Below are 25,505 nucleotides of genomic sequence, written 5' to 3'. Positions count from 1 at the left end.
GTTATTGCTTAATATCCTGAAAAAAACATGATAAAGTGAAGATACATGTATGATGTTAACGCGATAAAAGGGAACGATAGTATTGTCCTTTTTCTACATATTCTCTGCGGATACGATCCATGTCTTGGATATCTTCATCTGTTAACTGGCGAACGACTTTGGCTGGACGGCCAAAAGCGAGTGAACCTTTTGGGATGACTTTTCCTTGCGGGACAAGGCTACCTGCACCAATAAAGGCTCCTTCGCCAATTTCCGCACCATCGAGAATGATGGATCCCATGCCAATGAGGGCATTTTTTCGAATGATAGAGCTATGTAATGTGACTTGGTGTCCAATGGTAGCACCATCTTCAATAAGAAGTGTTTTTCCAGGACTTTGATGCAGACAGGATAAGTCTTGAATGTTGACGTTTTTTCCAATTCTCACAGGAGCTACATCGCCTCTAATGACCGTTTGGAACCAAACGCTTGAATATTCTCCAATTGTGACATCACCTGTAATGGTGGCGTTTTCTGCAACAAAGACCGATTCATGAATCTCAGGTGTAAACTGATGATATGGATAAATCACTTTTTCGACTTCCTTTCTTAATACAACATTTGTGAGGTGTTTACTTTGTGGACTTGGCATGCTGAAAGACCAGTTGGTACAATTGTCATTGTACATGGTGCTAGTGAATATCATGGCCGATATAAATGGCTGATCGAAATGTGGCGAAATGCAGGCTATCACGTCGTCATGGGTGACCTGCCTGGGCAAGGGACATCGACACGTGCGAGAGGCCACATTCGTTCTTTTCAAGAATACATTGATACAGTGGATGAATGGATTGAACATGCGAAGTCGTTCAGACTTCCGACATTTTTACTTGGACATAGTATGGGGGGACTGATTTCGATTGAATGGTTCAAGCAGTATACCCATACGAAGATTGATGGCCTTATTTTATCATCACCTTGTTTAGGTCTGCAATTTAAACCGAAGAAGCTGATGGATTTTGCGTCAAAAGGGCTAAATGTGCTGGCGCCGTCTTTTAAAGTCGAATCTGGGCTGTCGATCGAACTTGCTACACGGAATCAAGATGTGATAGAGGCAGATTCCAATGATTCGCTTTATGTGACGAAGGTGTCGGTTCGCTGGTATCGAGAACTGGTGAAAAATATCGATGCGGCGATGCAGCCTACGAATGTTTTTCGGTCGATTCCACTCCTGCTCATGCAGGCAGGCGATGACAAGATTGTAGATAAAACAAGAGTGATGAAATGGTTCAATGGCATTGAATCAACCAATAAATCATACCGTGAATGGGAAGGGCTTTATCATGAAATTTTTAATGAGCCCGAGCGAGAAGATGTGTTTAAGGCGGCAAGAGCCTTTACTGATCAATATATTTGATTGTGAGCTTAAGTTGGGGGTGGATTGATTTGTCAGTACCAGAACGTCCTTTTGCACTGATGACGAAGGTGTATAAAGATATTTTTCCGCTAGTTCATCAGGAGCTAAAAAAGTGGCGGGCGCATGCAGAAATGATTGAAAATGAAGAACTGAGAACGCAGGCACTAGCGAGCATATCCAGTAAAACCTTCCACTGTGAAGGCGGGGGAATTTTATCTCTTCTTGCAGGTGAAGCGAAGGAAACGTGTATTGAATTCATTGTGGCGTACCAAACGATTAGCGATTACTTAGATAATTTGTGTGACCGCAGTACATCACTTGATCCAAAGGATTTTCATATGCTGCATCAGGCAATGAGAGATGCACTCGATATTCATGCGGAGCTTAAGCCGTATTATCAATTCCGTGATGATCAAGAGGATCATGGGTACCTGCATGCGCTAGTCAGGACGTGCCAAGATGTGCTGTCACGTCTAGCGCATTATCCGATCATTCAGCCCTATTTACATACGCTGTGTGATTATTATAGTGATTTACAAGTACATAAGCATGTGGTTCCTCATGAGCGTGAACCTCGATTAGAGTCATGGTTCCGCCAGTATGAAAAGGATTTACCGAAGATGGAGTGGTATGAGTTTTCCGCATGTGCAGGATCAACGCTGGGTATTTTCTGTCTTGTGGCTTATGCACTGCAGCCTGATTTTACAGAGAAGCAGGCGAAGCAAATTTACGAAAGCTATTTCCCTTATATTCAAGGTCTGCACATCTTACTGGACTATTTAATCGACCAAGAAGAGGACAGGCTGGAAGGCGATTTGAATTTTTGCTCGTACTACAACTCTCATCATGAGATGATGGATAGACTACAGCATTTTATTGAAAAAGCGGATGAACAGCTGAAAGGCATTCCACACGAGAATTTTCACAAACTAATCAATAGAGGGTTACTTGCGGTCTATTTGTCTGATGAAAAAGTGACAGCCCAAAAAGAGATGAACAAGCTGGCAAAGCGGTTGATCAAATCAAGCGGGAAAACATCGTTCTTTTTCTATATCAATGGCAGAGCCTATCGAACCTATCAGAAAATGCCTTGGAAGAAATCTTCATAAAGGATAAAGTAAGCTCATCAGCTTGTAGAAAATGTTTTTCTACAAGCTTTTTTGTTTTGAACTGTTTCGTTTTGGGCCATGTACAGTTCTTTTATGATTACAATCCTCTTATTTGCTGCCGATATTATTCTTAGTGTACGAAAAGTAGGAGAAAAGTATGAATCAAGCGAATCGTATCTCCTTCTTATGGCGTATATTTGTTGGGAATTTTAAAAAAGGGGAAGGTCGAATATGTCATTTTTTAAAAAGTTTGCAGCAAGTGTAGGAATCGGTGCAGCAAAAGTGGATACAATTTTGGAGAAAGATGCGTATGAACCGGGAGAAGAAGTAAAGGGAACAGTCCATGTGAAGGGCGGAAAAGTGCCTCAAGATATTCGCTATATTGATTTAAAGTTGAAAACATGGTACACCATTGTAAAAGATGATGAAGAGCAACGAAAACACACAACCATCTATTCTGTCCGAGTGACTGAATCATTCACGATTCAGCCTGCGGAAGCTCAGCAGTTTACATTCTCGTTTCACCTTCCTCTTGATACTCCAATGACTGTAGGTAAAGTAGAGGTGGCTGTTGTGACAGACCTTGATATTCAAGGTGGTATTGATAAATTTGATCATGACCGCATTTTTGTAAACGCGCACCCGTGGGTGAATCGTGTGCTTGAAGCTGTTGGAAACTTAGGCTTTCACCTTCATGAAGCAGACTGCGAAGAAGCACCTTATTTCAGGCGCCGCCTTCCCTTTGTTCAAGAGTTTGAGTTCATACCGACTTCCGATTATTATCGTCAAATGCTTGATGAGTTAGAGGTGATTTTCTTCATTGATGAAGAGGGGCTAGATCTCATTTTTGAAGTTGACCGCAGAGCAAGAGGGCTGCGTGGCTGGCTGGAAGAAATGTATAATGACGGAGAACAGCTTGTACGTGTCCGCTTTACTCGATCAGAGCTTGCAGATGCAGAAGAGCTGGAAGTAGTGCTTGAAGAAATCATTGACCAATACGCTTATTAAATAATAAAACTCAAATCCATTAAGAGGATTTGAGTTTTTTTTCGATGGCTACCACAAAGGGCGGATCGTTTTGAATATTCATGTATTGATAAGATATTACCTGTACTTCTTCGTGATGGAGTGTTTTGCAATAATCAAGAAGGATGTCCTTCTCTTTTTTTCCTTCGGGATGACCGTGGTAAATCACAAGAACGATCAGACCTCCAGGCTTAAGCCAATCCATGAGCTGTTTGATCGCTTCAATGGTCGTATGTGCCTGAGTCGTGACGGTTTTATCGCCTCCTGGTAAATATCCAAGATTGAACACTGCACCAGATATGTGGCCATAAGCATCCGCTGGCAGATGTTCAGCAAGTTGTTCATGTCCGTCATGGATCAGGTGAACGTTTGGATAGTGCTCACCAAGTCTTTTGCTTGTTTGCTCAATGGCTTCCTTCTGTACATCGAATGCGAAAACTTGTCCATCTCTCCCGACAAGGTCAGCTAAATAGCGTGTATCATGGCCATTCCCCATCGTTGCATCAATGACAATATCGCCTTTTTGACAAGCACGTTCTAACAGTTCTTTACTAAAAGGGAGCATCCGTTTTAAAATCATTTTGCCGCTTCTTCCAATCTGACGAAGCGTTTGCCCTGGTAACTGTTACGTCTTTCAAGCTCAGCATTAATGGCATTGAGCACTTCCCATTTATTCACACTCCACATTGGACCTACCATTAATTCAATGGGACCATCGCCTGTAATACGATGAATAATCATTTCTGGGGGCAGGATCTCCAGCTGATCACAGACAAGCTGGACATATTCCTCTTGGCTGAGAAACTCTAGTTTGCCTTTCTCATATTGCTTTACCATCGGTGTTCCTTTTAAGAGGTGAAGTAGATGAATTTTAATTCCTTGCACATCTAAATCAGCGACAGCTTTTGCTGTTTCCATCATCATATCTCGGTTTTCAAGAGGAAGACCGTTGATGATATGTGAACAGACTCGAATGCCATGTTTTCGCAGTTTTTCTACACCTTTTACGTAGCATTCATAATCATGGGCACGGTTGATGAGCATCGCTGTCCGCTCATGCACAGTTTGTAGACCAAGTTCAACCCATAAATACGTCCGTTCGTTTAACTCAGCTAAATATTCCACCACGTCATCTGGCAGGCAATCAGGTCTTGTGGCAATCGATAAACCAACCACTCCATCCAGATTCATGACGGTTTCGTATTTTTCTTTTAAAACAGGAAGCGGCGCATGTGTGTTTGTGTAAGCTTGGAAATACGCCATGTATTTTCCATCTTTCCATTTTGTATGCATCCGGTCCTTGATTTCATTAAATTGAGTGATGAGATCATCCGCCCGGTTCCCTGCAAAATCACCAGATCCTGCTGCGCTGCAAAATGTGCAGCCTCCATGTGCGACAGTACCATCACGGTTTGGACAATCAAAGCCGCCGTCTAATGCGACTTTAAATACTTTATGACCAAAGTGCTCACGCAAATGATAATTCCATGTGTGATAACGTTTTTCGCTGTTTGAATATAAAAAAGGGTTATGCTGATCCAAGTCAGTAACCTCCTTGCATAATAATAGGCATCCTTAAAGTTTAACAAAAATCACGAAAGAGGACAATTGAATCTGTCCAACATTTTCTTTAGTGAAAAAGCTTTACGTGGGCAAAATAGGCGAGAGCAATGATGAAATGGAGGGATGGCTAGATGGCAACTAGAAAATCAATCGATGAATTTGTCCAAAAAAGCACTGAGACTCTTGAGTTTGCAAGCGAACAGTTTGATTTGAGCTCTCGCCAAGAACATTATAACGTAGAAGAATTTTCAAAAGCGCAGCTCATGCTTGAGGATGCGGTGAATGAATTAGAAAAGTTAAAAGATGTCGCCAATGATCAGCAAAGAGAACGTTTAGACAGAACGCGTGTACAAATTCAAAGTCTGCAAAACCAAATGATTTTAGGTATTTCATACGAGAACGAATGATGAACAGATCCTTCTTTTAAGGGTCTGTTTTTATTTTTTGGCTGTTTTCGCAAAGTTGTTTTTGGATAAATAGGTTTTTATTCTGTTAAAGTATGTTATATATAGAAATTGCAAATATCTTCAAGGGGGTAGAAGAAATGTTGGAGACTCTTCCTGATTGGTTTTGGGCATTATATTACTTGTTTTTCTTAGCAACATTAGGAACCGCAATATTCAGTGTTGTGAAAAATAAACATAGGGGATTGTCCATTCTAACCATTGTATTTACTGTTACAATTCCGATTATTAGCCTGATAAATAGCATTGGTAGAGTAGAAGGAATGAATGAATTTGAACACTTATTTAGTCAATTGCGACAGGGTGCAGTTTGGTCTATCTTTACAGTTATAGGCTATATATTTTTATTAGTATGGTGGGTGCTAATCCTGTTCAAAAGCAAGTCCAAAAACAAAGTAATAGTATCTAATTAAAACATTGTAGAGACCTCAATATTCGGGGTCTTTTATTATGCACTTTTTCAGGCGATTATGAAAGTTATTAACGTGTTGAACACCCTAAACCAGAAGCAAACCTGGCTTCCGAAAGCTTTTAAGTAGCTTCGTCATTTTATCTGGTTCGTCTGCCTATTTTTTTCTAGAGTCTCTTGACTTTTCAATTAAGTGTCTATATTGTATTGAGTGTACTACATCAACTAATACACTACAGACACTTAAACGTGAAGAAAGGTGTTTAACCATGAAAAAAGAAAAAAAACCAATCAATTTAAAGTGGATGGTGCTGGCTGTTGCGTTAGCATGTACATTTTTTTTCGTTCTCGTTTTCATTGGTTTTGAAGTTCAAAAAGATTTTATTCCAAATTCGGTCCCTTTAATGCAAGGACATGATCAAGCGATAGGACTGCAAAAGCATGAATGAGAAAAGAGGGAGCCATCATGATTCAAATAGATCCAAGAAGCGCTGCACCAATATATGAACAAATCATTGAGCAGTTAAAAATTTTGTGCTTAAAAGGCGTGATGAAACCAGGTGACAAACTGCCCTCTGTGAGAGAGCTTGCCACCATTATTATTGCGAATCCAAACACCGTCAGCAAAGCGTATAAAGAGCTTGAACGGGAAGGAATTATTGAAACATTAAGAGGCCGTGGAACGTATGTGACAGAAGGTGCACAGTTAAAGCTGAATGAAGGGAAGGTGTTAGAGATGAAGGAGCAATTAAGGCAACTCATTATTGAAGCTCATTATGCCGGTATTGATATTCATCAACTCAAAGAGTGGCTGGAGGAGATCAGCTCAAGTCTAAAAGGAGGAAAACAAGTTGATTGAGGTCAGAAATGTATCAAAGAAATTAAATGGACGCGAAGTACTCAGCAACGTTTCCTTCAAGATAGGCGAAGGAGAGATCTTTGGTCTGCTTGGCCGGAATGGCTCTGGTAAAACAACACTTCTTCGCTTGATTCAGCAAATCCTTCTTCCAGATGAAGGAGAGATTTATTTTAAAGATGTACTCGTAAAAGACCACCCGTTAGTGAAGCAAAATATTGTGTATATGCCAGTCGTAAATCCCTACTTTGACCGGTACAATTATGGACAGCTTGTGAAGCTGTTAAAACAACTGTATCCAAAGTTTGACGTGACATATGCCAATGAGCTTGTGAACCGGTATGAAATTCCGGAAAAAGTGAAATACCGTGAATTGTCGACAGGTTTAAAGAAGCAGCTGTCCCTCATTTTAAGTTTTGCCATCAAACCAGCAGTCATTTTGTTAGATGAGCCGACAGACGGGATTGATGCAGTCACAAGAAATGACGTTCTTCAGCTGATGATTGACGAGGTGGCAGAACGACAAACAACGATTTTAATTACATCTCACCGTTTAGAGGATATTGAGCGTATGTGTAACCGAATCGGGTTTTTGGAAGGAAATCAGCTCACAAGTGTTATGGATTTAGATGAATTAAAGAATGACTACGTTAAAATCCAGATGGCATTTGAAGAGGATATGAACTTAAGTATTAGAAAAAAAGGCGTTGCCATTTTAGATCAAGCGGGTGTGTTCTATACAGCACTTGTACTCAAAACAGATGAAGAAGCAAAAGAGTATTTGAAATCGCTTGAACCAAAAGTGTGGCATGAACTGCCTGTAAATTTAGAAGAAGTATTCATTGCGAAGTTTGGAGGGAAACGCAGATGGTAAAGCGGCAATTGTTATATAAGGAATGGAAGCAGTCTGAGCTGACATTCATTTTAGTGATGCTTGTTGCGATCTTTGCGACGCCATTATCCTTTTTAATGGAATACTCATCCTTTCAAACTTGTTTAAACGATCCGACTTGTACACCGCTCGATAATTACTTTTATTATGATTTCGGTTCTGATATTTTTATCATCCTTTCATGGACGATGAGTTTAATTTTTGCAATTACCCAGTTGGGTTTTGAAAGAAATAAAGGGCAAATTGATTTTACTTTATCTTTGCCGTTTAGCAGAACGACCATTTATCACACAAAGTTTTTCCTAGGTGCCGGAATTATCACGCTCGTTCATGTATTGTCATATGTCTTTACTTATATACTCATTTTATGCATTCAACCACAAGAGACGATTGCGTTTAACAGTAGTTATTTGATTGCACTTGTGTCCACCTTAATGTTTTATAGTTTGTGTCTTGCAGCAGGTGCTTTAACAGGAAGCGCAATTAGTCAAGCCATTGTTACATTCAGTACATCAATTTTACCTTATTTATTAATTTGGCTTCCGATGTTTCATTTAGACTATTTACTAAAAACGGATAGAAGTTGGGTTGATGTCAGTTATGACTACTTTATTATGCCCATTGCTCCAATTACTTATATAACAGACCGTTTTCAATTTCGAAATTTAGTTGAAAATCCAATTTGGTTTACAGGTGTAGAATTTATCGTGCCCATTGTGATGCTAATCGTATTTTATCTCATTGGTTTATTCAGTTTTATTAAACATCCAGTTGAACGAAATGGACGATTCTTTGTTTACCCCAAAATGGATAGGCCCATTCAGATATTGGTCATTGCCTTCGGTGTTCTAGGATTTGGCTGGGTTGGATTTTCTTCAGACAACTCCATTTTTGGTTATATTGCTGGCATGTGCATCGGTGGAGCTGTAGGCGCACTGACGAGTTATTTCTTAATCTATCGAAAAAGATAAACAGAGAGCAGGGGAGTAGAGATGATTCAAATTCAATCGTTAGATCATGTGTTTAAAATTGGGAAAAAGGGCAGGGAGAACGAGATTCCTGTGCTCAAAGACATTGACTTGTCTATTAAAAGAGGCGAAATTGCATGTATCGTCGGACGAAGCGGTTCGGGGAAATCAACTTTACTGAATTTAATATCGGGGTATATTACGCCAACAAGCGGACAAATTATCGTTGATGGCACCAATGTGACCGGCTTTAATGAGAAAGAATGGGCAGACTTTCGGTTAGATCATTTTGGCTTTATCTTTCAAAGCTTTCAATTGATCGGGAGTTTAACAACATATGAGAACGTTGAACTTCCGCTCACTTTAAAAGGTGTGAAGCCGTCTGAGCGAAAAGTGAAAGTAAAGGAAATGCTGAAACGAGTTGGTCTTGAACATCACACAGGACATTATCCTAATGAACTATCAGGTGGACAGCAGCAGCGTGTGAGTATTGCAAGAGCCTTGATCCTTAATCCGTCTATTATTTTAGCAGATGAACCAACAGGCAGTCTGGATTCAGAAACTGAAGGCGAAATTCTAGCCTTTATCCAGCAGCTCAATCGTGAAAAAGGAATTACATTTGTCATCATTACACATGACGATGAAGTCGCTTCAATCGCAGACACAACGTTCCAGCTTCATGATGGTGTATTAAAGAAAGGGGATCAGTCCATTGAAATTTAGAGATCAGGTCAAATTCATCAGAAGAAATATGAAGAAAAATAGATTGCGTGTGTTTATGACCATACTTGCAACGACAATGGCATGCTCTTTCTTAATCGTTCTAGCGTCAGTTGGTTTTGGTCTGCAAAAATCGGCTCAAGATGAAATCATGAAACAACAAATTATCACAGAAATTAAAGTGTTAGGCAAAGAAAAAGGTGACGTCAAGGTTGACGATTTAAAGAAATATGATCATGCGAAATCTGTCGTTGCAAGAACGTCAATCATTCCATCGGTTCACGTCGAGCTCGATAATCGCTCAAGTGATACGCAGGCTGTACTGACAGATATGAAAGAAGAAAAAGAGGCAGGCCTTGAACTAGACCGTGGAAAAGTCCCAACATCGGCGAATGAAATTGTAGTTGGGTATCAAATGGCAGAACAACTTTGGACGGAAAAAGAACGAAAAGACTATGAAAAAGAAATGAATCAGACATCAAATGGTGAAGATACACCGGAAGAGCCAAAAGGCTATACGAAGGAAATTTTAAACAAAGTCATTCAAATCAAGGTGCCGAAACTGAATGAAGAAAATGAAGTGGTGAAAGAAAAGACGTTCGATTTCCGTGTCGTCGGTGTATTGAAGAAACCGAATTTGGAGTGGCAGCAGGATCATAAAATTCTTATTCCGAATGCTTATGAAAAAGAATTTAGTCAAGTGCTCGATCTGTCTCCTGATGCAGGAAATGTCGAAAAAATGACGTCTGTCTATGCTGATAAGTTCGACAATGTCGGTGCGCTCACAGATAAGCTGACAGATGACGGCTATCAAGTCATCTCTGTGACGAATCAGCTTGAAGGAATGGATATGTTCTTTACAGTCTTTAAAATTGGACTCATCTTTGTTGGATGTATTGCGGTCATTATTTCGGCGATCGGCATTTTCAATACGATGACAATGGCCGTAACAGAGCGGACACAAGAGATTGGGATCATGAAAGCCATCGGTGCGAATCCTTCCATTATTAAGCGAATGTTCCTCATGGAAAGTGCTTATATTGGGGTGATTGGATCGATCATCGGGATTATCATCTCGTACATCGTTAGTTTTGCAGTGAATTTAATCATTCCAGCAATTTTGTCTTCCATGTCTGAAGGGGGATCAAGTGATCAATTCTCGATCACCTTCTCCTATATTCCGCTAAGCCTTGTGGTCACAGCAACAGTGATTAGTGCAGGAGTCGCCATTATTTCTGGACTCAATCCAGCACGTAAGGCGACAAAAACGAATGTATTAACAGCATTAAGAAGAGAAATTTAAAGAAGAACCTCCTGTACCTATATTGGGCTGACAGGAGGTTTTTTTATCGTCAAAAGATGTCTATTGCTTTGGTGCCCGGTACCCTGCACGCTCAGCTTCTTCTACGGAGCAGAACATTTTGGTCACGTTTTTTGTCCGTGAGTAGTATCTGCTGCTCGGTGTGTGATATATGCCGTTGACACTTCCTTTAATATTACAGGCGGCAGATTCTTTTTTTGTTTCTTTTTGTGACTCATGACCGCCAGTATTCGACCCATCATCTTTAGGAGCAGATCGCTGGGCCGATGACGTGGTGTCTTTGTTTACTTTCTGGTGTTCTTTTTTGAGTGTTTCGTTTGTAGAGGTGAGCTTGTCTATTTTCTCTTCAAGCTCATGGATGGTTTTTTCTTGCTGTTTGACTGTCTTCTTTTCGGAGGTGATGGTTTCTAATTTCTTGGATAGCTTTTCTTTTTCTTTGGTCACGTCTTCTAAAGAGGCCGTCAGCGTTTCTTTGTCTTCCTTTAGACGAGAAATGTCAGATGCTAATTGTTTTTGCACTTTCAGCAGCTGTTCAGAAGATGGATCTGCTTGTGCTTTCGGAGCACCTGTGCCGGCAAACGGTAATGACATAATAGAAAAAACAAGACCAATGGTCAAAAAAGGATAGAAGAGTTTTTTTGAAAAGATTTGTTGATTTTGGTGTTTAAGTAATAAATAATTGACGGCATATCCTATGGCGAAACAAATACATAAAAGACCTATGATGAGTAACATCATCATCTGGCAGCCCCCCTATATCGCTATTTATACCTATCATACCTCATTTTTCCATTTTGGGGAGCGGTTCAATTAAAAAAACCCTGTTTAAACAGGGTTTTCAGCTAATGGCAATCCTTTGATTGCTTCTTTTACCGTTAAATAAGTGATCGTATTCTGGAAGTCTGTATCTAAGTCTTTCATTTTCATCGCAAGCTGTGGTTTGATCCCAGTGATGATGAGTTCAGTTCCAGTTAAGTTCAGCAGGTGATGCAGTTTGAAAATTCGCGCTGCAACGGAATCATCGACATCAATTAAACCAGAAAGATCGACAATTAAATAATCATCCTTTGAATCTTCTAATATACAAGTTAACTTCGCGACGATAGCATCAAAGCGTTCTTCTGATAATTTTCCGATGAGTGGAAGAGCGGAAACACCATTTTTGATTGGGACAATTGGCGTCGACAGAGAGGTGACTTCCTGTAAGGAATCTTCTAGGAGTTGTTCATATTCTTTCTGCTTTGTAATGTCCTTTTGAAAGCCAATAAAAAATGTTTTGTCATCTTGTTCAATGTATAGAGGGTCTATATTGAGTTCATTCCAAAAAAAAGTACCGTCTTTTTTATAATTTTTGAGCTGTGTGGTAATAGGTGTTTTGTTTTGAATTCCGTGACGTATTAAGGCAAGTTGCTCTTGATTTGTGTCTTTTCCTTGGAGGAATCGACAATTACGTCCAAGAATCTCATCTGGTTTATATCCAGTCATTTGTGTAAAGCCATGATTCACATAAACGATAGGGTTATCCTCTAAAGAAGGGTCTGTAATGACAACACCAATCCGCGCATGATCCAGCGCTTTTTTTATGAGTTCAAGCTGTTTTTGCAAGCCGAAGATGTTCGAGCTGACCATATTACCCTCCTTTGCTGCTGCTATCAGACATTTAAGATGGTTTTTTTAAAACCAAATGAATTCTTTTTAAACGTAACATAACATATGTTCTGTTTCAATGATTGCAATCGCTTTGTTAAATTTGTCATCATAGTTTGTCCTCCATTAGAATAGAGTAAGTAAGGAGACTTTTCATTAGAAAAAGAAGGGATCATTTGAGGATAATTCATAAAATGACAAAAATAGTTAATATGGATTAGGTGAAAATGATTCCAATGCATCAAGATTGTTTTTGGGTCATTCACATATAATGGAAGAAACAAGCTTTTTTTCTTCGTTAGAGAGAATAGACCTTTTACATGGATTATGACGGAACAGCAGAATGGCATTACAGGGGGCTGGACAGCCTGAAGTCGCTTTACTATTCTAAGGGCTTTAGGAAGGTGATGAAAATGCTGCAACAAGTCATTATTGCTTGCGCCATTGGAGGGGTCATGGGCATTCTCGGTCACGTAAAGAAAAAAGGCAGGCTAGAGAAGCCCAGAATGACAAAGAAGTTTATTTATCTAGGGTTTATTGAAGATTGGCTCGTTGGGATGATTGCTGCTACACTGCTTGTCTTATCCTCAAATCCCGAATCTAGTCTGCACTTGATCATCTTATCCATTATTTCAGGTTACGGAGGAGAAGCAGTTCTGCGAAGCTTCGATTTTGTGAGAGAAGAACGTTCACAGGATGCAGGCTCCAACCGTCATAACCGATCTCCACACGAATAATATCCTCACTTTACCCTAGTCTAGGGTACATTCCCATTGTATACAAACCTGCTTGCACTTATGATCATAATTCTATAAAATACTACTTAGATGACGGTTACGATAAGAACAGTGAAGAGGAGTAGTAGGAAAGCAGTATTTGTCTTTAGAGAATTGACGGCTGGTGAAAGTCAATCAAATCTGCTTCTGAACTCGCCTCAGAGTTGCAGTTGCGTTAAAGCTTCTGTCGCATGTCTGCGTTAAAGATATTAAGTGAGCGTATGAACAGTTCATGACGCTAACAAGGGTGGTACCGCGGGAACCAAAAAATCTCTCGTCCCTTTCCAGGGATGAGGGTTTTTTGTTGATTTTAGAAAAATCTGAATTCTTGCAGTGGTCATCTGAGCAGATAAAGCCGTACATATTAAAGGAGGTTTTCACATTGAGTTTTCAGCATCGGGAAATTGAAAAAAAGTGGCAGGATTATTGGCTGACACATAAAACATTCGCCACATCTGACTCGGAAGATAAGCCAAAGTTTTATGCGCTAGATATGTTTCCTTATCCATCAGGAGCAGGGCTTCATGTAGGGCATCCTGAAGGATACACAGCAACGGATATTTTATCACGTATGAAACGTATGCAGGGTTACGATGTTCTTCATCCAATGGGATGGGACGCATTTGGTCTTCCAGCGGAACAATATGCGCTGGATACAGGAAATGATCCAGCTGCATTTACAGAAGAGAACATTAATAATTTCCGCCGCCAAATTCAATCATTGGGCTTCTCGTATGATTGGGATCGAGAAATTAACACGACAGATCCGAATTATTATAAATGGACCCAGTGGATTTTCTTGAAATTGTACGAAAAAGGATTGGCGTATATTGATGAAGTACCTGTAAACTGGTGCCCAGCACTCGGTACAGTCCTTGCAAATGAAGAAGTCATTGATGGGAAAAGTGAGCGCGGAGGGCATCCTGTTGAAAGACGTCCAATGAAGCAATGGATGCTAAAAATTACAGCATATGCGGACAGGCTGTTAGAAGATTTAGAAGACATTGATTGGCCTGAAAGCATCAAAGACATGCAGCGCAACTGGATTGGACGTTCTGAAGGTGCACATGTTCACTTCGAAGTAGAAGGACATGACGAACAGTTTACGGTGTTTACAACACGTCCTGATACACTATTTGGTGCAACATATGCCGTTCTTGCACCAGAGCATGCACTAGTTGAAAAAATTACAACAGCTGCTCAAAAAGAAGCAGTTGAAGCATATATCAAAGAAATTCAGTCTAAGAGTGACTTAGAGCGAACAGATCTTGCTAAAACGAAAACGGGCATTTTCACAGGTGCTTATGCCATCAATCCATTGAATGGGGAAAAGATGCCGATCTGGATTGCAGATTATGTGTTAGCCACATATGGCACTGGAGCGATCATGGCAGTTCCTGCTCATGATGAACGTGATTATGAATTCGCCAAAACATTCGATCTTCCAATCAAAGAGGTTGTCGAAGGTGGAGACATTGACAAAGAAGCCTACACAGGTGATGGAAAGCACATCAACTCTGATTTCTTAAACGGCTTAGGGAAAGAAGAAGCAATTGAAAAAGCGATTGCATGGCTGGAAGAACATCAAAAAGGTGAAAAGAAAGTCACTTATCGTTTAAGAGACTGGCTGTTCAGCCGTCAGCGTTACTGGGGAGAGCCAATTCCAATTATTCATTGGGAGGACGGAACATCTTCAGCTGTTTCAGAGGAAGAGCTTCCACTGATTTTGCCTAAGACGACTGAGATTAAGCCAAGCGGAACAGGTGAATCACCTTTAGCGAATATTAAAGATTGGGTAGAGGTCGTCGATCCAGTGACAGGTAAAAAAGGACGCCGTGAAACCAATACGATGCCACAATGGGCAGGTAGCTGCTGGTACTTCTTACGTTATATTGATCCACATAACACAGAAGAACTTGCATCTCCTGAAAAGCTAAAGAAATGGCTTCCGGTTGATGTGTATATTGGTGGAGCAGAACATGCTGTGCTTCATCTGCTATATGCACGATTCTGGCATAAATTCTTGTATGATATTGGTGTTGTTCCAACAAAAGAACCGTTCATGAAATTGTTCAACCAAGGAATGATTCTTGGTGAAAATAATGAAAAAATGAGTAAATCAAAAGGGAATGTTGTCAACCCAGATGATATCGTAGAATCTCATGGTGCAGATACATTAAGACTGTATGAAATGTTCATGGGACCTTTAGATGCATCGATTGCTTGGTCTGAAACAGGTCTTGATGGTGCTCGTCGTTTCCTAGATCGTGTATGGCGTCTGTTTACAAATGAAGATGGCTCCATCAGTGATAAAGTGACAGAGCAATCTGGCGGCGCATTAGAGCGCAGCTACCATGAAACCGTCATGAAGGTAACGGATCATTATGAAGGCTTACGTTTCAATACTGGGATTTCACAATTAATGGTGTTCATCAACGATGCATACAAGGCTGACACACTGCCGAAAGAATATGCAGAAGGATTTGTGAAACTTCTTTCTCCGATTGCACCGCATGTAGCGGAAGAGCTTTGGAATAAACTTGGTCATGAAGGGTCTATTTCTTATGAAGCATGGCCGCAATATGATGAGTCAAAACTTGTCGATGATGAAGTGGAAATTGTCGTACAGTTAAATGGAAAAGTGAAAGCAAAATTAACGGTTCCTGCTGATGCAACAAAAGAGCAGCTAGAAGAGCTTGCGAAAAATGATGCACGGATCAAAGAACAGCTTGAAGGGAAAACAATCCGTAAAGTGATTGCGGTTCCTGGAAAACTTGTCAATATTGTCGCGAACTAATGAACGCACCCATCGGTATCAGCCGATGGGTGTTGTTTATTTCCCGGGACATAATTTTGTCGAAAACAAGGTAATTCCTCCATCAATCTCGTATTTAACAAGTTGATCAAGAAAATGAGGAGTGACGTCAATGGAAAAGGAAAGCAAACGTGAACAACTGCTCAGTTTATTAGGGGAAATGCCGGAGCGCCATCGTGTGGAGGCATATACGTTAAAGATTGAGGAACGTGAATCGTATTTAGTAGAAACACTCATTCTCTCTATTCATGGGGTGGAGGAAGTTCCGGCTTATTTTGTGAAGCCGAAAGATACAGTGAAAAAAAGGCCTGTTGTCTTGTTTCAGCATTCTCATGGTGGGAATTATGTGGATGGGAAAGAAGAGTTATTGAAGGGGGCTCATTATTTGCAAGCGCCTTCATACGCGAAAGAATTCACTTCAAAAGGCTATAGTGTGTTGGCGATTGATCACGCGGGATTTGGTGAAAGAAGGGGAAGAACAGAAAGTGAAATTTTCAAAGAAATGCTGTTAACAGGAAAAGTGATGTGGGGCATGATGCTGTATGAGAGCATGTGTGCAATTGATTATTTGCTGTCCCGCTCTGATGTGCTTCCAGAGCGTTTAGCTGTTTTTGGGATGTCAATGGGCGGCCTTCTTTCATGGTGGACGGCAGCACTTGATGAGAGGGTCAGTGTGTGTGTGGATCTTTGCGCACAGGTTGATCATCACACATTGATTGAAACAAATCATTTAGATAGACACGGTTTTTACTATTATGTACCGAGCTTAGCTAAGCACTTTACAGCAGCTGACATCCAAGAAATGATTTTCCCAAGACCGCATTTAAGCTTAGTTGGAAAGCATGATCAGCTTACACCTGCTGAAGGTGTTGGACGAATTCAACAGACATTAAGTCAAGCCTATCAAGCTGCTTCCTTAAAGGAACGTTATCAGCTTGTAGGTTTACATGCAGGTCATTTTGAAACGGCTGCTATGCGCCACGAGGCTACACGTTTTTTGAAAAAGTGGCTGTAATCAATAGACGGCATGGACATACTACTCCGATAGAAGATGAAGGAGGAAACAGATGAAAAAAATCACCATGATTGGCGGATGTGGTGTCATCGGACGTTTATTAACTAAAGAGCTCTCTTCGGAGTATGACCTGACCATCATTGATCAAACAAGATGTGTAGAAGAAGTCATTTTTGCAAATGCGGCAATTGAAGAGGAGTTGTTTCAAGCCATTCCAAGAGATACAGATGTGATCATTCATCTTTTAAACATAGACATGACGCATGATGTGATGAATGAAAAGGAGTTTGCAAAAATGAATGAGGTGTTTTGGATAAGCACGTATAATATGTTTCGTTCAGCGGCCAGGTTAAGCATTCCAAAAGTCATTTTTGCAAGCAGTAACCATGTGACAGATCGCTATGAAAAAGATGGTCACTCCTTACTAGGGCGAGAAATTACGACTGATGATGTACCAGCAACGAAAAATGTGTATGGCATTTTAAAATTTGCTTCCGAACAGCTTGGGCGTTTGTTTCACAATCAAACAGGTATGTCTGTCATCAATTTGAGAATTGGAACCGTCGTGACAGATGAGATGGAAGGATTGCACACCAAAAAAAGAACGAAACGAACGCTTCTTTCACATGAAGACCTTTTCGGCATGATCAAGGCTGCCATCGAAACGGACGTTCCATTCGGGACTTATTATGCTGTATCAGAAAACGAAGGAAAACCTTGGTCTACTGAGAAAACGAAGCAGGAGTTAGGCTACAGGCCAGATGTCAATACGGCAGAAATTCTGAAAGAAAACGATCAGGCATAGGGCATAATCATGACATTAGCTCATGATCTTTTTCTTTTCATTGATGAGGCTAAAAGCACGAATGGCATGATCATCTCTGTGGTCTGTCATGATGATTATAGACGCTTTCTTCCCCCGTTTGTTACATTTTAATCACGATATCGTCAAAGGCTGCAGCTTATGTTCAGACGAAATGATAACGCTTACAAAGAAAGGGCGTGATGAACATAGATCGTTCTATTAAAGGCCGATTGTTCAATGTATTTAATTACTCTTTTCTACTCATGTTCGCATTAATATGTGTGCTCCCGTTCATCCATGTCATTGCCGCCTCTTTTGCGACAGTAGAAGAGGTCATCTCAAAGAAGTTTATTTTGTTTCCAACGACGTTTTCTCTAGAGGCCTATCGCTATATCTTTTCTACAGATATTGTGTATCGCAGCCTGATTGTATCCATTCTTGTGACACTCGTTGGAACAGCGGTCAGCATGTTTTTATCCTCACTCATGGCGTATGGGCTGTCTCGTCAGGAGCTAAAGGGCCGAAGAACTCTCATGTTTCTCGTTGTCTTCACGATGCTGTTTAGCGGAGGGATGATTCCGACGTTTATCGTCGTGAAAACACTTGGGCTGCTTGATACTTACTGGTCACTCATTCTGCCAGTGGCCATCAATGCATTCAATTTGATCATTTTGAAAAACTTCTTTCAAAACATACCAGCAAGCCTTGAAGAATCAGCGAAGATGGACGGCTGTAACGATTTAGGGATCTTCTTTAAAATCGTGCTGCCACTTTCTTTGCCAGCTATTGCGACGATTTCACTTTTTTATGCCGTGACGTATTGGAATACGTACATGACAGCCATTTTATATTTAAACGATTCGGTGAAATGGCCAATTCAGGTCCTGTTAAGACAAATCGTCATTGTATCAAGCGGTATGCAGGGAGATATGTCAGATATGGGCTCATCAACACCGCCGCCAGACCAAACCATTAAAATGGCGGTCATCGTCGTGGCGACCATTCCCGTTCTGCTTGTCTATCCATTTATTCAAAAGCATTTCAACAAAGGGGCATTACTAGGTTCTGTAAAGGGTTAAAAAGATGGAATAACGGAGGGATCTTATGGGGAGAAAGAAATTATGGCTGATTGCCTTTGTTTTGTTATTTGCCGCAAGCGGTATTCTGTCAGCTTGTTCAAGTAAAGGGGCAAGCTCATCAGATGAAAAGGTTGATTTAGACAAAAAGGTGAAGCTGACATGGATGGCGATTTTGTATCATCAGCAGCCGCCGAAAGATTCAGTGTTAGAAGAGATTGAGAAGCTCACAAATACAGAGCTTGATATTACGTGGGTGCCTGATGCGGTGAAAGAAGACCGTTTAAATTCAGCACTTGCCGCAGGGAACCTCCCGCAAATTGTGACGATTCAAGACATTAAGAATTCATCTGCTATCAATGCGTTCAGATCAGGCATGTTCTGGGAAATCGGTCCATACTTAAAGGATTATCCAAATTTAAGTAAGATGAACGAACTGATTAATAAAAATGCCTCTATCGATGGGAAGCTTTATGGCATTTATAGAGAGAGACCACTTTCAAGACAAGGGATTGTCATTCGAAAGGATTGGCTTGAAAATTTAAATATGGATACACCAAAAACGCTGGATGACCTTTATGAAGTAGCCAAGGCATTTACTGAAAAAGATCCGAACAAAAATGGCAAGGACGATACAATTGGTTTTACAGACCGTAACGATTTGATTTACGGTGCATTTAAAACGCTCGGTTCTTATGAAGGAATGCCAACAGATTGGAAAGAAGAAAACGGCAAATTTACGCCAGACTTTATGACAGATGAGTATATGAATACAATGAAATATATGAAAAAGTTGCGTGACAATGGCTATATAAACAAAGACTTCCCAGTCACAAGCAAAACGCAGCAGCAAGAATTGTTCTCACAAGGAAAAGCGGGTATCTATGTTGGAAATATGGTAGATGCAGTGAACTTAAGAGATGATGCAACAGATAAGAACATGGAAGTGGATATTATCAACCGAATCAAAGGCCCAGATGGCAAAGAACGTGTATGGGCATCAGGCGGCCATAATGGCATCTTCGCCTTCCCTAAAACAAGCGTCAAATCTGAAGCAGAGTTAAAGAGAATTTTGGCTTTCTTTGACCGCATTGCAGAAGAAGACGTATATGGTCTCATGACGTATGGGATTGATGGAAAGCATTATAACAAACAAGATGGAAATACATTTGTGAGGGAAGAAAGCCAAGTGAAAAGCTGGCAGACAGATGTACAGCCGCTTGTCAGCCTCGTAGGGATTGATAAACGTTACTTGAAAAATAAAGGCGATGCAGTTCGTACAAAATATGAAGAGCTAGAAGAAGACAATAAAAACATCATTGTCGCTAACCCTGCTGAAAGCCTGTATTCAGAAACAGCATCAGAGCGAGGAAATGAATTGAAGAAAATCATCGATGATGCAACCTATAAGTTCATTCTTGGTGATATCAACGAAGAACAATTTAAGAAAGATGTAGAGAAGTGGAAATCAAATGGTGGAAATAAAATCATAGAAGAATATGAAGCTTCCTTTAAAAAATCAAAATGATGAACATGAAGACCCCCGCTTAGTAAAAAGCGGGGGTGTTTTCATTAAAAGTCGAAGTTGTCTGGATCAGGACCAATTCGTTTATTTTCATTTAAGGCAGACAGGCGCTTCATATCCTCATCAGATAGGACAAAATCGAAAATATCGGCATTTTCTTTTAAACGATGGGCTTTCGTTGATTTAGGAATCGTAATGACGCCTTTTTGCACATCCCAGCGCAAAATAATTTGAGCAGGTGTTTTGCTGTATGTGCCCGCAAGCTCTGTGATCAGCGGGTGCTTTAGCAGTTCCCCCTGCATAAGTGGTGACCAGGCTTCCATTTGGATGCCATGTGTTTTCAAATACGTAAACAGCGTTTCCTGCGTGAGTTTTGGATGAAACTCGACTTGATTAATCGCTGGAATGATGTCCGCATCTTTCAATAATTCATCTAGATGATGCGGCTGGAAGTTACTCACACCGATGGCTCTAACTTTTCCTTCACGGTACAGCGCTTCAAGCGCGCGCCATGCTTCCTTGTATTTCCCTTCAACTGGCCAGTGAATTAAATACAGATCAAGGTAATCAAGCTGAAGTTTTTTCAGGCTGTCTTCGTATGCTTTTAGTGTCGCTTCATATCCTAAATCGGCATTCCACACTTTGGATGTCACAAAGATGTCTTCGCGGCGAAGGCCTGTTTCTGCTAGACCAAGTTGTATGCCTCGTCCAACACCTTCTTCATTGCCGTAAATAGAAGCTGTATCAATACTGCGATATCCTAATTGAATGGCTGTTTTAACAGCTTCAATTAATTCCGTTCCCTCTTCAACCTGAAAGACCCCAAGACCAAATCCTGGCATGCGGACGCCGTTGTTTAATGTTTTTGTACTTTGTAAATCGTTCATATGAAAGACTCCTTTAAATGGTTTGTTTGTATTCTTTTTGTTCGATTTGATGACTCACCATCGTGAGTATGGCCGCCATGAGCACCATGATGCCGCCAACCCAGCCGGTATGCACAAGCCCAAGGGTATCTGTCACGATACCGCCTAAAAATGAACCAATGGCGATACCTGCATTAAAGGCAGCGATATTCAGAGCGGAAGCAACATCGACAGCTCCAGGTGTATACCTTTCTGCAAAATCAACGACGGCAACTTGAAGGCCGGGTACATTCATGAAAGCAAACAGTCCCATCAGCATCACAGTTCCAATCCCGAGTGTCATAAATCCAGCAGTAAAGCTAAGGATAAACAAGATGAGACTTTGAATGATAAACATATAAATCAGTGCTTTCATTGGCTGTTTATTCGCTGCTTTGCCGCCAATGACATTCCCAGCGGCGATGGTCATCCCGTATAACAGCAGGATCAAGGCAACTGTTCCAGGCGCAAGACCTGTCACATGCTGCAAGAGAGGGGATAAATAGGTGAAGACGACAAAAGTTCCTCCATACCCTGTAGCAGTAATGACAAATAAAAGCAAAATTCTTTTCGTCTTTAATAAGGCTGCTTGATCCTTAAACGTTGTTTTCACGCCCTGTTTCAATTGAGACGGAACAAGGAAATAGTTAGAAATCAGTGCGATTAGGCCAATCATGACAATCACACCAAATGACGTCCGCCAGCCGAGCTCATGACCAAGAAACGTACCGAATGGCACACCGGTCACAGTAGCGACTGTTAAACCAGTGAACATAAAGGCAATAGCGCTTGCCCGCTTTTCTTTCACCACAAGGCTTGCGGCAATGGTCGAGCCAATCGACATAAATACGCCATGTGATAGGGCTGAAATCACTCGTCCGATTAAGAGCACAGAAAAAGTCGGGGCAATCGTGGCGAGTGTATTTCCAATGAGAAAGACGAGCATAATGAGCAAAAGCAATGTCTTTTTGTTCATAGCGGAAGTCAGTGAGGTTAGAATTGGTGCGCCAAAGGTAACACCGAGTGCATATAAAGAAACGGTCCAGCCGGCCTGACTGACACTCACGCCAAAGTCCTCTGAGATCATCGGCAGAAGACCTACAGAGATAAATTCAGTTGTACCTATAGCAAATGCACTAATCGCTAGTGCGAGAAGGGCAAAGTGATTTTGTTTGTTTTGCATAGTGATTCACATCCTTCTTTCATGACATTTTAATAGACGAAGCCGATCGGCAAGAGTTATTATCTAACATAGATGACAGAAAAAAAAGTACGTACTTTTTTGTAATATAGGTACTAAAAAGTGCCTGTACAGCATCAAAAGGAGTGAAGAGACGTTGGAAAAGAAGAAATATAATATCTCTGTGGAGGCAACGCTTGAAGTGATCGGCGGGAAATGGAAGTGTGTCATTTTATGTCATTTAACACATGGGAAAAAGCGGACGAGTGAACTGAAGCGCCTCATGCCAAACATCACACAAAAAATGCTCACACAGCAGCTGAGAGAGCTTGAAAATGACGGTGTGATTAACCGCATTGTATATGAACAAGTGCCGCCTAAAGTGGAGTATGAATTAAGTGAATACGGACAGTCACTTGAGCGAATTTTGAATGCGTTATGTGATTGGGGGGCAGCCCATATTGAACGAGTGTATGGCGAGCCGCTTTCAGTGCTGGAAGACAGTATTCTAAATGAACAGTTTAAATAAAAAAGTCCCGCTTCTTGTGAGAGCGGGACTTTGCTTTATATGCCTTTTTTCTGATCACGGTATTTCCCAGGTGTCGTGCCTTCCAGCTTTTTAAAGGAGCGGATGAAATTTTGCGGATTTTTATATTTTAGCTTTTCCGAAATTTCTTTCACCGACATATCCGTTTCCACCAACCAGTTTTTGGCGACATGATGTCTGTAAGACGAGAGATATTCACTAAAGGAGATATCCATTTCTTTTCTAAAAATACTGCTTAAATAATTTGGGTTATAGTGCAGGCGTGTAGCGATTTCGTCCAATGTCAGATCTGAGTCAAATTCTTGATGAATGATATGAATGATTTTCTCTGAGATATTTTTATATTGAGAGTCTTCACGCGCGCCGAGCTGATCAATGATGGGTCGAATGATCTCATGTTTCAGCCACGCTTCTGTATCTTCAAACGTTTTAAACTCAAAGATCGTATCATAGAGCATTTTATTATCTTCGACTTCAAACAATTCAATGCCGAGCAAATGCATCAGCTCGATGAGATTGTTTAAAAAACGAGCGAGAGCAATCTGGTACTCATGTGGTCCAGCATTTTTAGAAAAAATGGATTGCAGAAGCACATGTAAATAGTGATCTGCCTTGCCTTGATCGCCTGCTTTAATGGCATCAAATAAATCATGCTGCAGCTGTTTTGGGAAATGAGTCTTAAACGTCTTTCCTTGCTGAATGTGCTCGTATAAAAGAATGGATTTTTTCTCTGCTTTGAGCCTGTATTTTAGGGCTTCTTTCCCTTCAATATAAGCATGTTTGGCCATAGGTAACTCTTTAAATGGGCGGCTGATCCCAATGCTGATCGATAAGCCCAGCTCTTCCTCAATCCGCTGCTGAATTGTTTCGGCTAATTGATTTAAATATTCAGTAAATTCCTCTTCTGACTTCGATTGATTGAGAACAATCGTCGTTTGATGCTGATTGACAACGGTCGGCTGAAGATGCTCATCTAGCGGAATAATCTGCTCGATCAGTCCATTTATCGCAAATAAAAGCAAGTCTGCATCCTTTTTTTCATACGGCGTTCCTTTTAGTGTATCGATTTGGGTCACAAGCATGGACAAATGGGACCAGTCACGAGGAAAGCCTAGACTTTGAAATCGGTTGTGAATCTCTTCTTCCGTCAGCTTGCCAAGCAGCAGCCGCACCATAAAGTATTGCTGTAAGTGGGTCACTTGCTGCTCAATCCGTTCCTCTAGATCATTGTTTTGATCTTTCATTTGTTTAATGCTCGATTCGATGAGCTCAAATTCATTTTGGAAAGGCTGTTTATGCAAAAACGACTCATTACGTGCAAAGGATTCGTATAATAAGCGAATCGGTTTATAAAAGTGTCTAGAGCCAAACCATGAAAATAATAATGAAAGCGCTAACAAAATAAAGCAAATAATAAAGGTGATCCACCCGATTGATTTCGTTTGCTGCTTTAGTTCTGGAATGGAGACAAAGGATAAGTATGTCCATTCGTTATAATCTGATTTTTGAAACGTAATTTGATAGTTTAGTTCATCGATTTTCATATCAAATTGTCCGGATCGTTCTTCAAGTGACAGGACATGTTTGACGAAATCTTGATTTTTTAACGAGTCACCAATTTGTTCTTTTCGATTATGTAGCAGCACTTTTCCGTTTGTATCAATGACAAACATACTATCAGATTGAGAGAAGTCAGGCATGTTGTCCGCAATCACGCAGCTTGGAATGCTGGCGACGGCGATCCCCTTCTTTTGGACACTGTTCATCGGAAGCTGCTTGATTAAATTCACATTGTATTTGCAAAAGGATGTCTTTCCTTCTTTTGTTGAGACAAGTGGATTATTTTCTTCAAGTGCCCAGCTGGAATGACTCGGAATATTGAGGTAAGAGGTTAACGCTTTCTCTTGATCTCCGTTTGAGACATGATAAAGACCAGAATTGTTCATATACCAATCTTCCATTTTACTAACAAGTGTAATATTGGAGAGATCGGTGTCGAAGGTTTGCAGGTAATTCAGTTCTTGCTGGACTTGATTATAAAGTTGGAATTGGTCTGGATTTAAAGGTTCTGCCAGTGTTTGAAGGAGAGGCGGCGAACTGACATAGTGAGTGAGAGAATGATCTACTGTCTTTAGAATATGCTCAATATTGGATTGCGTTTGTTTGACGCTGTCCAGCTTTTCATTTGAAATATTTTCGAGTGCAGTTTTTTGCGAATGCTGATAAGAAAAAATACCGACAATAATAACAGGAATTGTACTAAGCACGAAAAAAAACGTCACCAGCTTGTAATAAAATTTATACTGCTTTCTTTTCATAAAACCCCCCATTTCAAACGAAACAATCTTTTCCCCTTAGTTTATTAATCCAAAAATCTGGTAGGTTTGTCAATAATCATTTTCTGAGATTAGGATCATTTTCTTATGTTTTATGTAACGTTTTGAGTAGCTTCCCCTGAGTAAATATGATCTGATGATATGATTGTAGACG

26 protein-coding genes and 1 other annotated feature are annotated in these 25,505 nt (G+C 40.6%); of the genes, 18 read left to right on the top strand and 8 right to left on the bottom strand.

Going from position 1 to position 25,505, the window contains the following annotated elements:
- Nucleotides 1-55: 55 nt before the first annotated feature.
- Nucleotides 56-571 carry a gamma carbonic anhydrase gene (locus NSQ64_RS15620; RefSeq protein WP_008342977.1) on the bottom strand — a complete coding sequence of 172 codons (516 nt, stop codon included), beginning with the start codon at nt 569-571 and terminating at the stop codon, nt 56-58.
- A 45-nt stretch (nt 572-616) separates the two neighbouring features.
- Between NSQ64_RS15620 and NSQ64_RS15615 the strand changes: the two genes are divergently transcribed.
- From NSQ64_RS15615 to NSQ64_RS15605, 3 genes are all read left to right on the top strand, one after another.
- On the top strand, nt 617-1,396 hold the full coding sequence (locus tag NSQ64_RS15615; protein WP_019743683.1) for an alpha/beta hydrolase: 780 nt from the start codon (nt 617-619) through the stop codon (nt 1,394-1,396).
- A 29-nt stretch (nt 1,397-1,425) separates the two neighbouring features.
- Nucleotides 1,426-2,505: a tetraprenyl-beta-curcumene synthase family protein gene (locus NSQ64_RS15610; RefSeq protein ID WP_041507625.1), complete on the top strand. Its 1,080-nt coding sequence runs from the start codon at nt 1,426-1,428 to the stop codon at nt 2,503-2,505.
- Nucleotides 2,506-2,736: 231 nt separating this feature from the next.
- Nucleotides 2,737-3,513 carry a sporulation protein gene (locus NSQ64_RS15605; RefSeq protein WP_341017250.1) on the top strand — a complete coding sequence of 259 codons (777 nt, stop codon included), beginning with the start codon at nt 2,737-2,739 and terminating at the stop codon, nt 3,511-3,513.
- Between the two features lie 19 nt (nt 3,514-3,532).
- On the opposite strand, the gene NSQ64_RS15600 is transcribed toward NSQ64_RS15605, so the two are convergent.
- Nucleotides 3,533-4,111, bottom strand: coding sequence for a tRNA (mnm(5)s(2)U34)-methyltransferase (locus NSQ64_RS15600; protein ID WP_017367896.1), 579 nt, complete (start codon nt 4,109-4,111; stop codon nt 3,533-3,535).
- Nucleotides 4,108-5,073, bottom strand: coding sequence for a TIGR01212 family radical SAM protein (locus NSQ64_RS15595; RefSeq protein ID WP_008342987.1), 966 nt, complete (start codon nt 5,071-5,073; stop codon nt 4,108-4,110). Before NSQ64_RS15595 ends, NSQ64_RS15600 begins: the two co-directional genes overlap by 4 nt.
- A 152-nt stretch (nt 5,074-5,225) precedes the next feature.
- Here NSQ64_RS15595 and NSQ64_RS15590 point away from each other — a divergent pair, with 152 nt between their 5' ends.
- From NSQ64_RS15590 to NSQ64_RS15555, 8 genes are all read left to right on the top strand, one after another.
- Complete coding sequence (locus NSQ64_RS15590; RefSeq protein WP_017367895.1) at nt 5,226-5,501, top strand: YtzC family protein; 276 nt, start codon at nt 5,226-5,228, stop codon at nt 5,499-5,501.
- A gap of 137 nt (nt 5,502-5,638) precedes the next feature.
- On the top strand, nt 5,639-5,971 hold the full coding sequence (locus NSQ64_RS15585; RefSeq protein ID WP_061419967.1) for a hypothetical protein: 333 nt from the start codon (nt 5,639-5,641) through the stop codon (nt 5,969-5,971).
- A gap of 265 nt (nt 5,972-6,236) precedes the next feature.
- A complete protein-coding gene (locus NSQ64_RS15580) occupies nt 6,237-6,416 on the top strand; it encodes a hypothetical protein (protein WP_008342991.1) in 180 nt (59 codons plus the stop codon).
- A 17-nt stretch (nt 6,417-6,433) separates the two neighbouring features.
- A complete protein-coding gene (locus NSQ64_RS15575; protein ID WP_024719312.1) occupies nt 6,434-6,826 on the top strand; it encodes a GntR family transcriptional regulator in 393 nt (130 codons plus the stop codon).
- The gene (locus tag NSQ64_RS15570) at nt 6,819-7,697 is read left to right on the top strand and encodes an ATP-binding cassette domain-containing protein (RefSeq protein WP_007501894.1); all 879 of its coding nucleotides are present in this window, start codon (nt 6,819-6,821) and stop codon (nt 7,695-7,697) included. Before NSQ64_RS15575 ends, NSQ64_RS15570 begins: the two co-directional genes overlap by 8 nt.
- The gene (locus NSQ64_RS15565) at nt 7,691-8,686 is read left to right on the top strand and encodes an ABC-2 transporter permease (RefSeq protein ID WP_341017246.1); all 996 of its coding nucleotides are present in this window, start codon (nt 7,691-7,693) and stop codon (nt 8,684-8,686) included. Before NSQ64_RS15570 ends, NSQ64_RS15565 begins: the two co-directional genes overlap by 7 nt.
- Before the next feature lie 21 nt (nt 8,687-8,707).
- On the top strand, nt 8,708-9,406 hold the full coding sequence (locus NSQ64_RS15560; RefSeq protein ID WP_341017244.1) for an ABC transporter ATP-binding protein: 699 nt from the start codon (nt 8,708-8,710) through the stop codon (nt 9,404-9,406).
- Nucleotides 9,396-10,706, top strand: a complete 1,311-nt coding sequence (locus tag NSQ64_RS15555; protein ID WP_113747076.1) for an ABC transporter permease — start codon at nt 9,396-9,398, stop codon at nt 10,704-10,706. The genes NSQ64_RS15560 and NSQ64_RS15555 overlap by 11 nt, the downstream gene beginning before the upstream one ends.
- 60 nt (nt 10,707-10,766) lie before the next feature.
- Here the strand turns inward: NSQ64_RS15555 and NSQ64_RS15550 are convergent, their stop codons facing one another.
- A complete protein-coding gene (locus NSQ64_RS15550) occupies nt 10,767-11,465 on the bottom strand; it encodes a sunset domain-containing protein (protein ID WP_341017242.1) in 699 nt (232 codons plus the stop codon).
- An 84-nt stretch (nt 11,466-11,549) separates the two neighbouring features.
- On the bottom strand, nt 11,550-12,353 hold the full coding sequence (locus NSQ64_RS15545) for a PAS domain-containing protein (protein WP_007501884.1): 804 nt from the start codon (nt 12,351-12,353) through the stop codon (nt 11,550-11,552).
- A gap of 425 nt (nt 12,354-12,778) precedes the next feature.
- On the opposite strand from NSQ64_RS15545, the gene NSQ64_RS15540 reads away from it, so the two are divergent.
- The 6 genes from NSQ64_RS15540 to NSQ64_RS15515 all read left to right on the top strand — a co-directional run bounded on the left by NSQ64_RS15540 (nt 12,779) and on the right by NSQ64_RS15515 (nt 20,386).
- Nucleotides 12,779-13,108, top strand: a complete 330-nt coding sequence (locus tag NSQ64_RS15540; RefSeq protein WP_008343006.1) for a DUF4257 domain-containing protein — start codon at nt 12,779-12,781, stop codon at nt 13,106-13,108.
- Nucleotides 13,109-13,210: 102 nt separating this feature from the next.
- Nucleotides 13,211-13,432 (top strand) — a binding site (T-box leader).
- A gap of 97 nt (nt 13,433-13,529) precedes the next feature.
- Nucleotides 13,530-15,944, top strand: coding sequence for a leucine--tRNA ligase (gene leuS / locus NSQ64_RS15535; protein WP_017367888.1), 2,415 nt, complete (start codon nt 13,530-13,532; stop codon nt 15,942-15,944).
- 130 nt (nt 15,945-16,074) lie between these two features.
- Entirely contained in the window at nt 16,075-16,977 is a 903-nt protein-coding gene (locus NSQ64_RS15530; protein ID WP_017367887.1) for a dienelactone hydrolase family protein, read from the top strand.
- 52 nt (nt 16,978-17,029) lie between these two features.
- Nucleotides 17,030-17,782, top strand: coding sequence for an NAD-dependent epimerase/dehydratase family protein (locus NSQ64_RS15525; RefSeq protein WP_341017240.1), 753 nt, complete (start codon nt 17,030-17,032; stop codon nt 17,780-17,782).
- A 218-nt stretch (nt 17,783-18,000) separates the two neighbouring features.
- Nucleotides 18,001-18,861, top strand: a complete 861-nt coding sequence (locus NSQ64_RS15520; RefSeq protein WP_098680761.1) for a carbohydrate ABC transporter permease — start codon at nt 18,001-18,003, stop codon at nt 18,859-18,861.
- 25 nt (nt 18,862-18,886) lie between these two features.
- Nucleotides 18,887-20,386 (top strand): extracellular solute-binding protein, encoded by a 1,500-nt coding sequence (locus NSQ64_RS15515; protein WP_341017238.1) that lies wholly within the window; start codon nt 18,887-18,889, stop codon nt 20,384-20,386.
- A 44-nt stretch (nt 20,387-20,430) separates the two neighbouring features.
- Here NSQ64_RS15515 and NSQ64_RS15510 read toward each other — a convergent pair whose 3' ends face one another.
- Nucleotides 20,431-21,270 (bottom strand): aldo/keto reductase, encoded by an 840-nt coding sequence (locus NSQ64_RS15510; protein WP_341017236.1) that lies wholly within the window; start codon nt 21,268-21,270, stop codon nt 20,431-20,433.
- 13 nt (nt 21,271-21,283) lie between these two features.
- Nucleotides 21,284-22,471, bottom strand: a complete 1,188-nt coding sequence (locus NSQ64_RS15505) for an MFS transporter (protein ID WP_024719303.1) — start codon at nt 22,469-22,471, stop codon at nt 21,284-21,286.
- A 154-nt stretch (nt 22,472-22,625) separates the two neighbouring features.
- Between NSQ64_RS15505 and NSQ64_RS15500 the strand changes: the two genes are divergently transcribed.
- Entirely contained in the window at nt 22,626-22,997 is a 372-nt protein-coding gene (locus NSQ64_RS15500; protein ID WP_008343017.1) for a winged helix-turn-helix transcriptional regulator, read from the top strand.
- 35 nt (nt 22,998-23,032) lie between these two features.
- Here NSQ64_RS15500 and NSQ64_RS15495 read toward each other — a convergent pair whose 3' ends face one another.
- Entirely contained in the window at nt 23,033-25,333 is a 2,301-nt protein-coding gene (locus NSQ64_RS15495; RefSeq protein WP_341017232.1) for a helix-turn-helix domain-containing protein, read from the bottom strand.
- Between the last annotated feature and the right edge of the window lie 172 nt (nt 25,334-25,505).

The sequence above is a fragment of the Bacillus sp. FSL W8-0183 genome (genome assembly GCF_038006825.1).
GTDB classification, from domain to species: Bacteria; Bacillota; Bacilli; order Bacillales; family Bacillaceae; genus Bacillus; species Bacillus altitudinis.
This window is presented reverse-complemented; position numbering and strand designations above follow the sequence as displayed.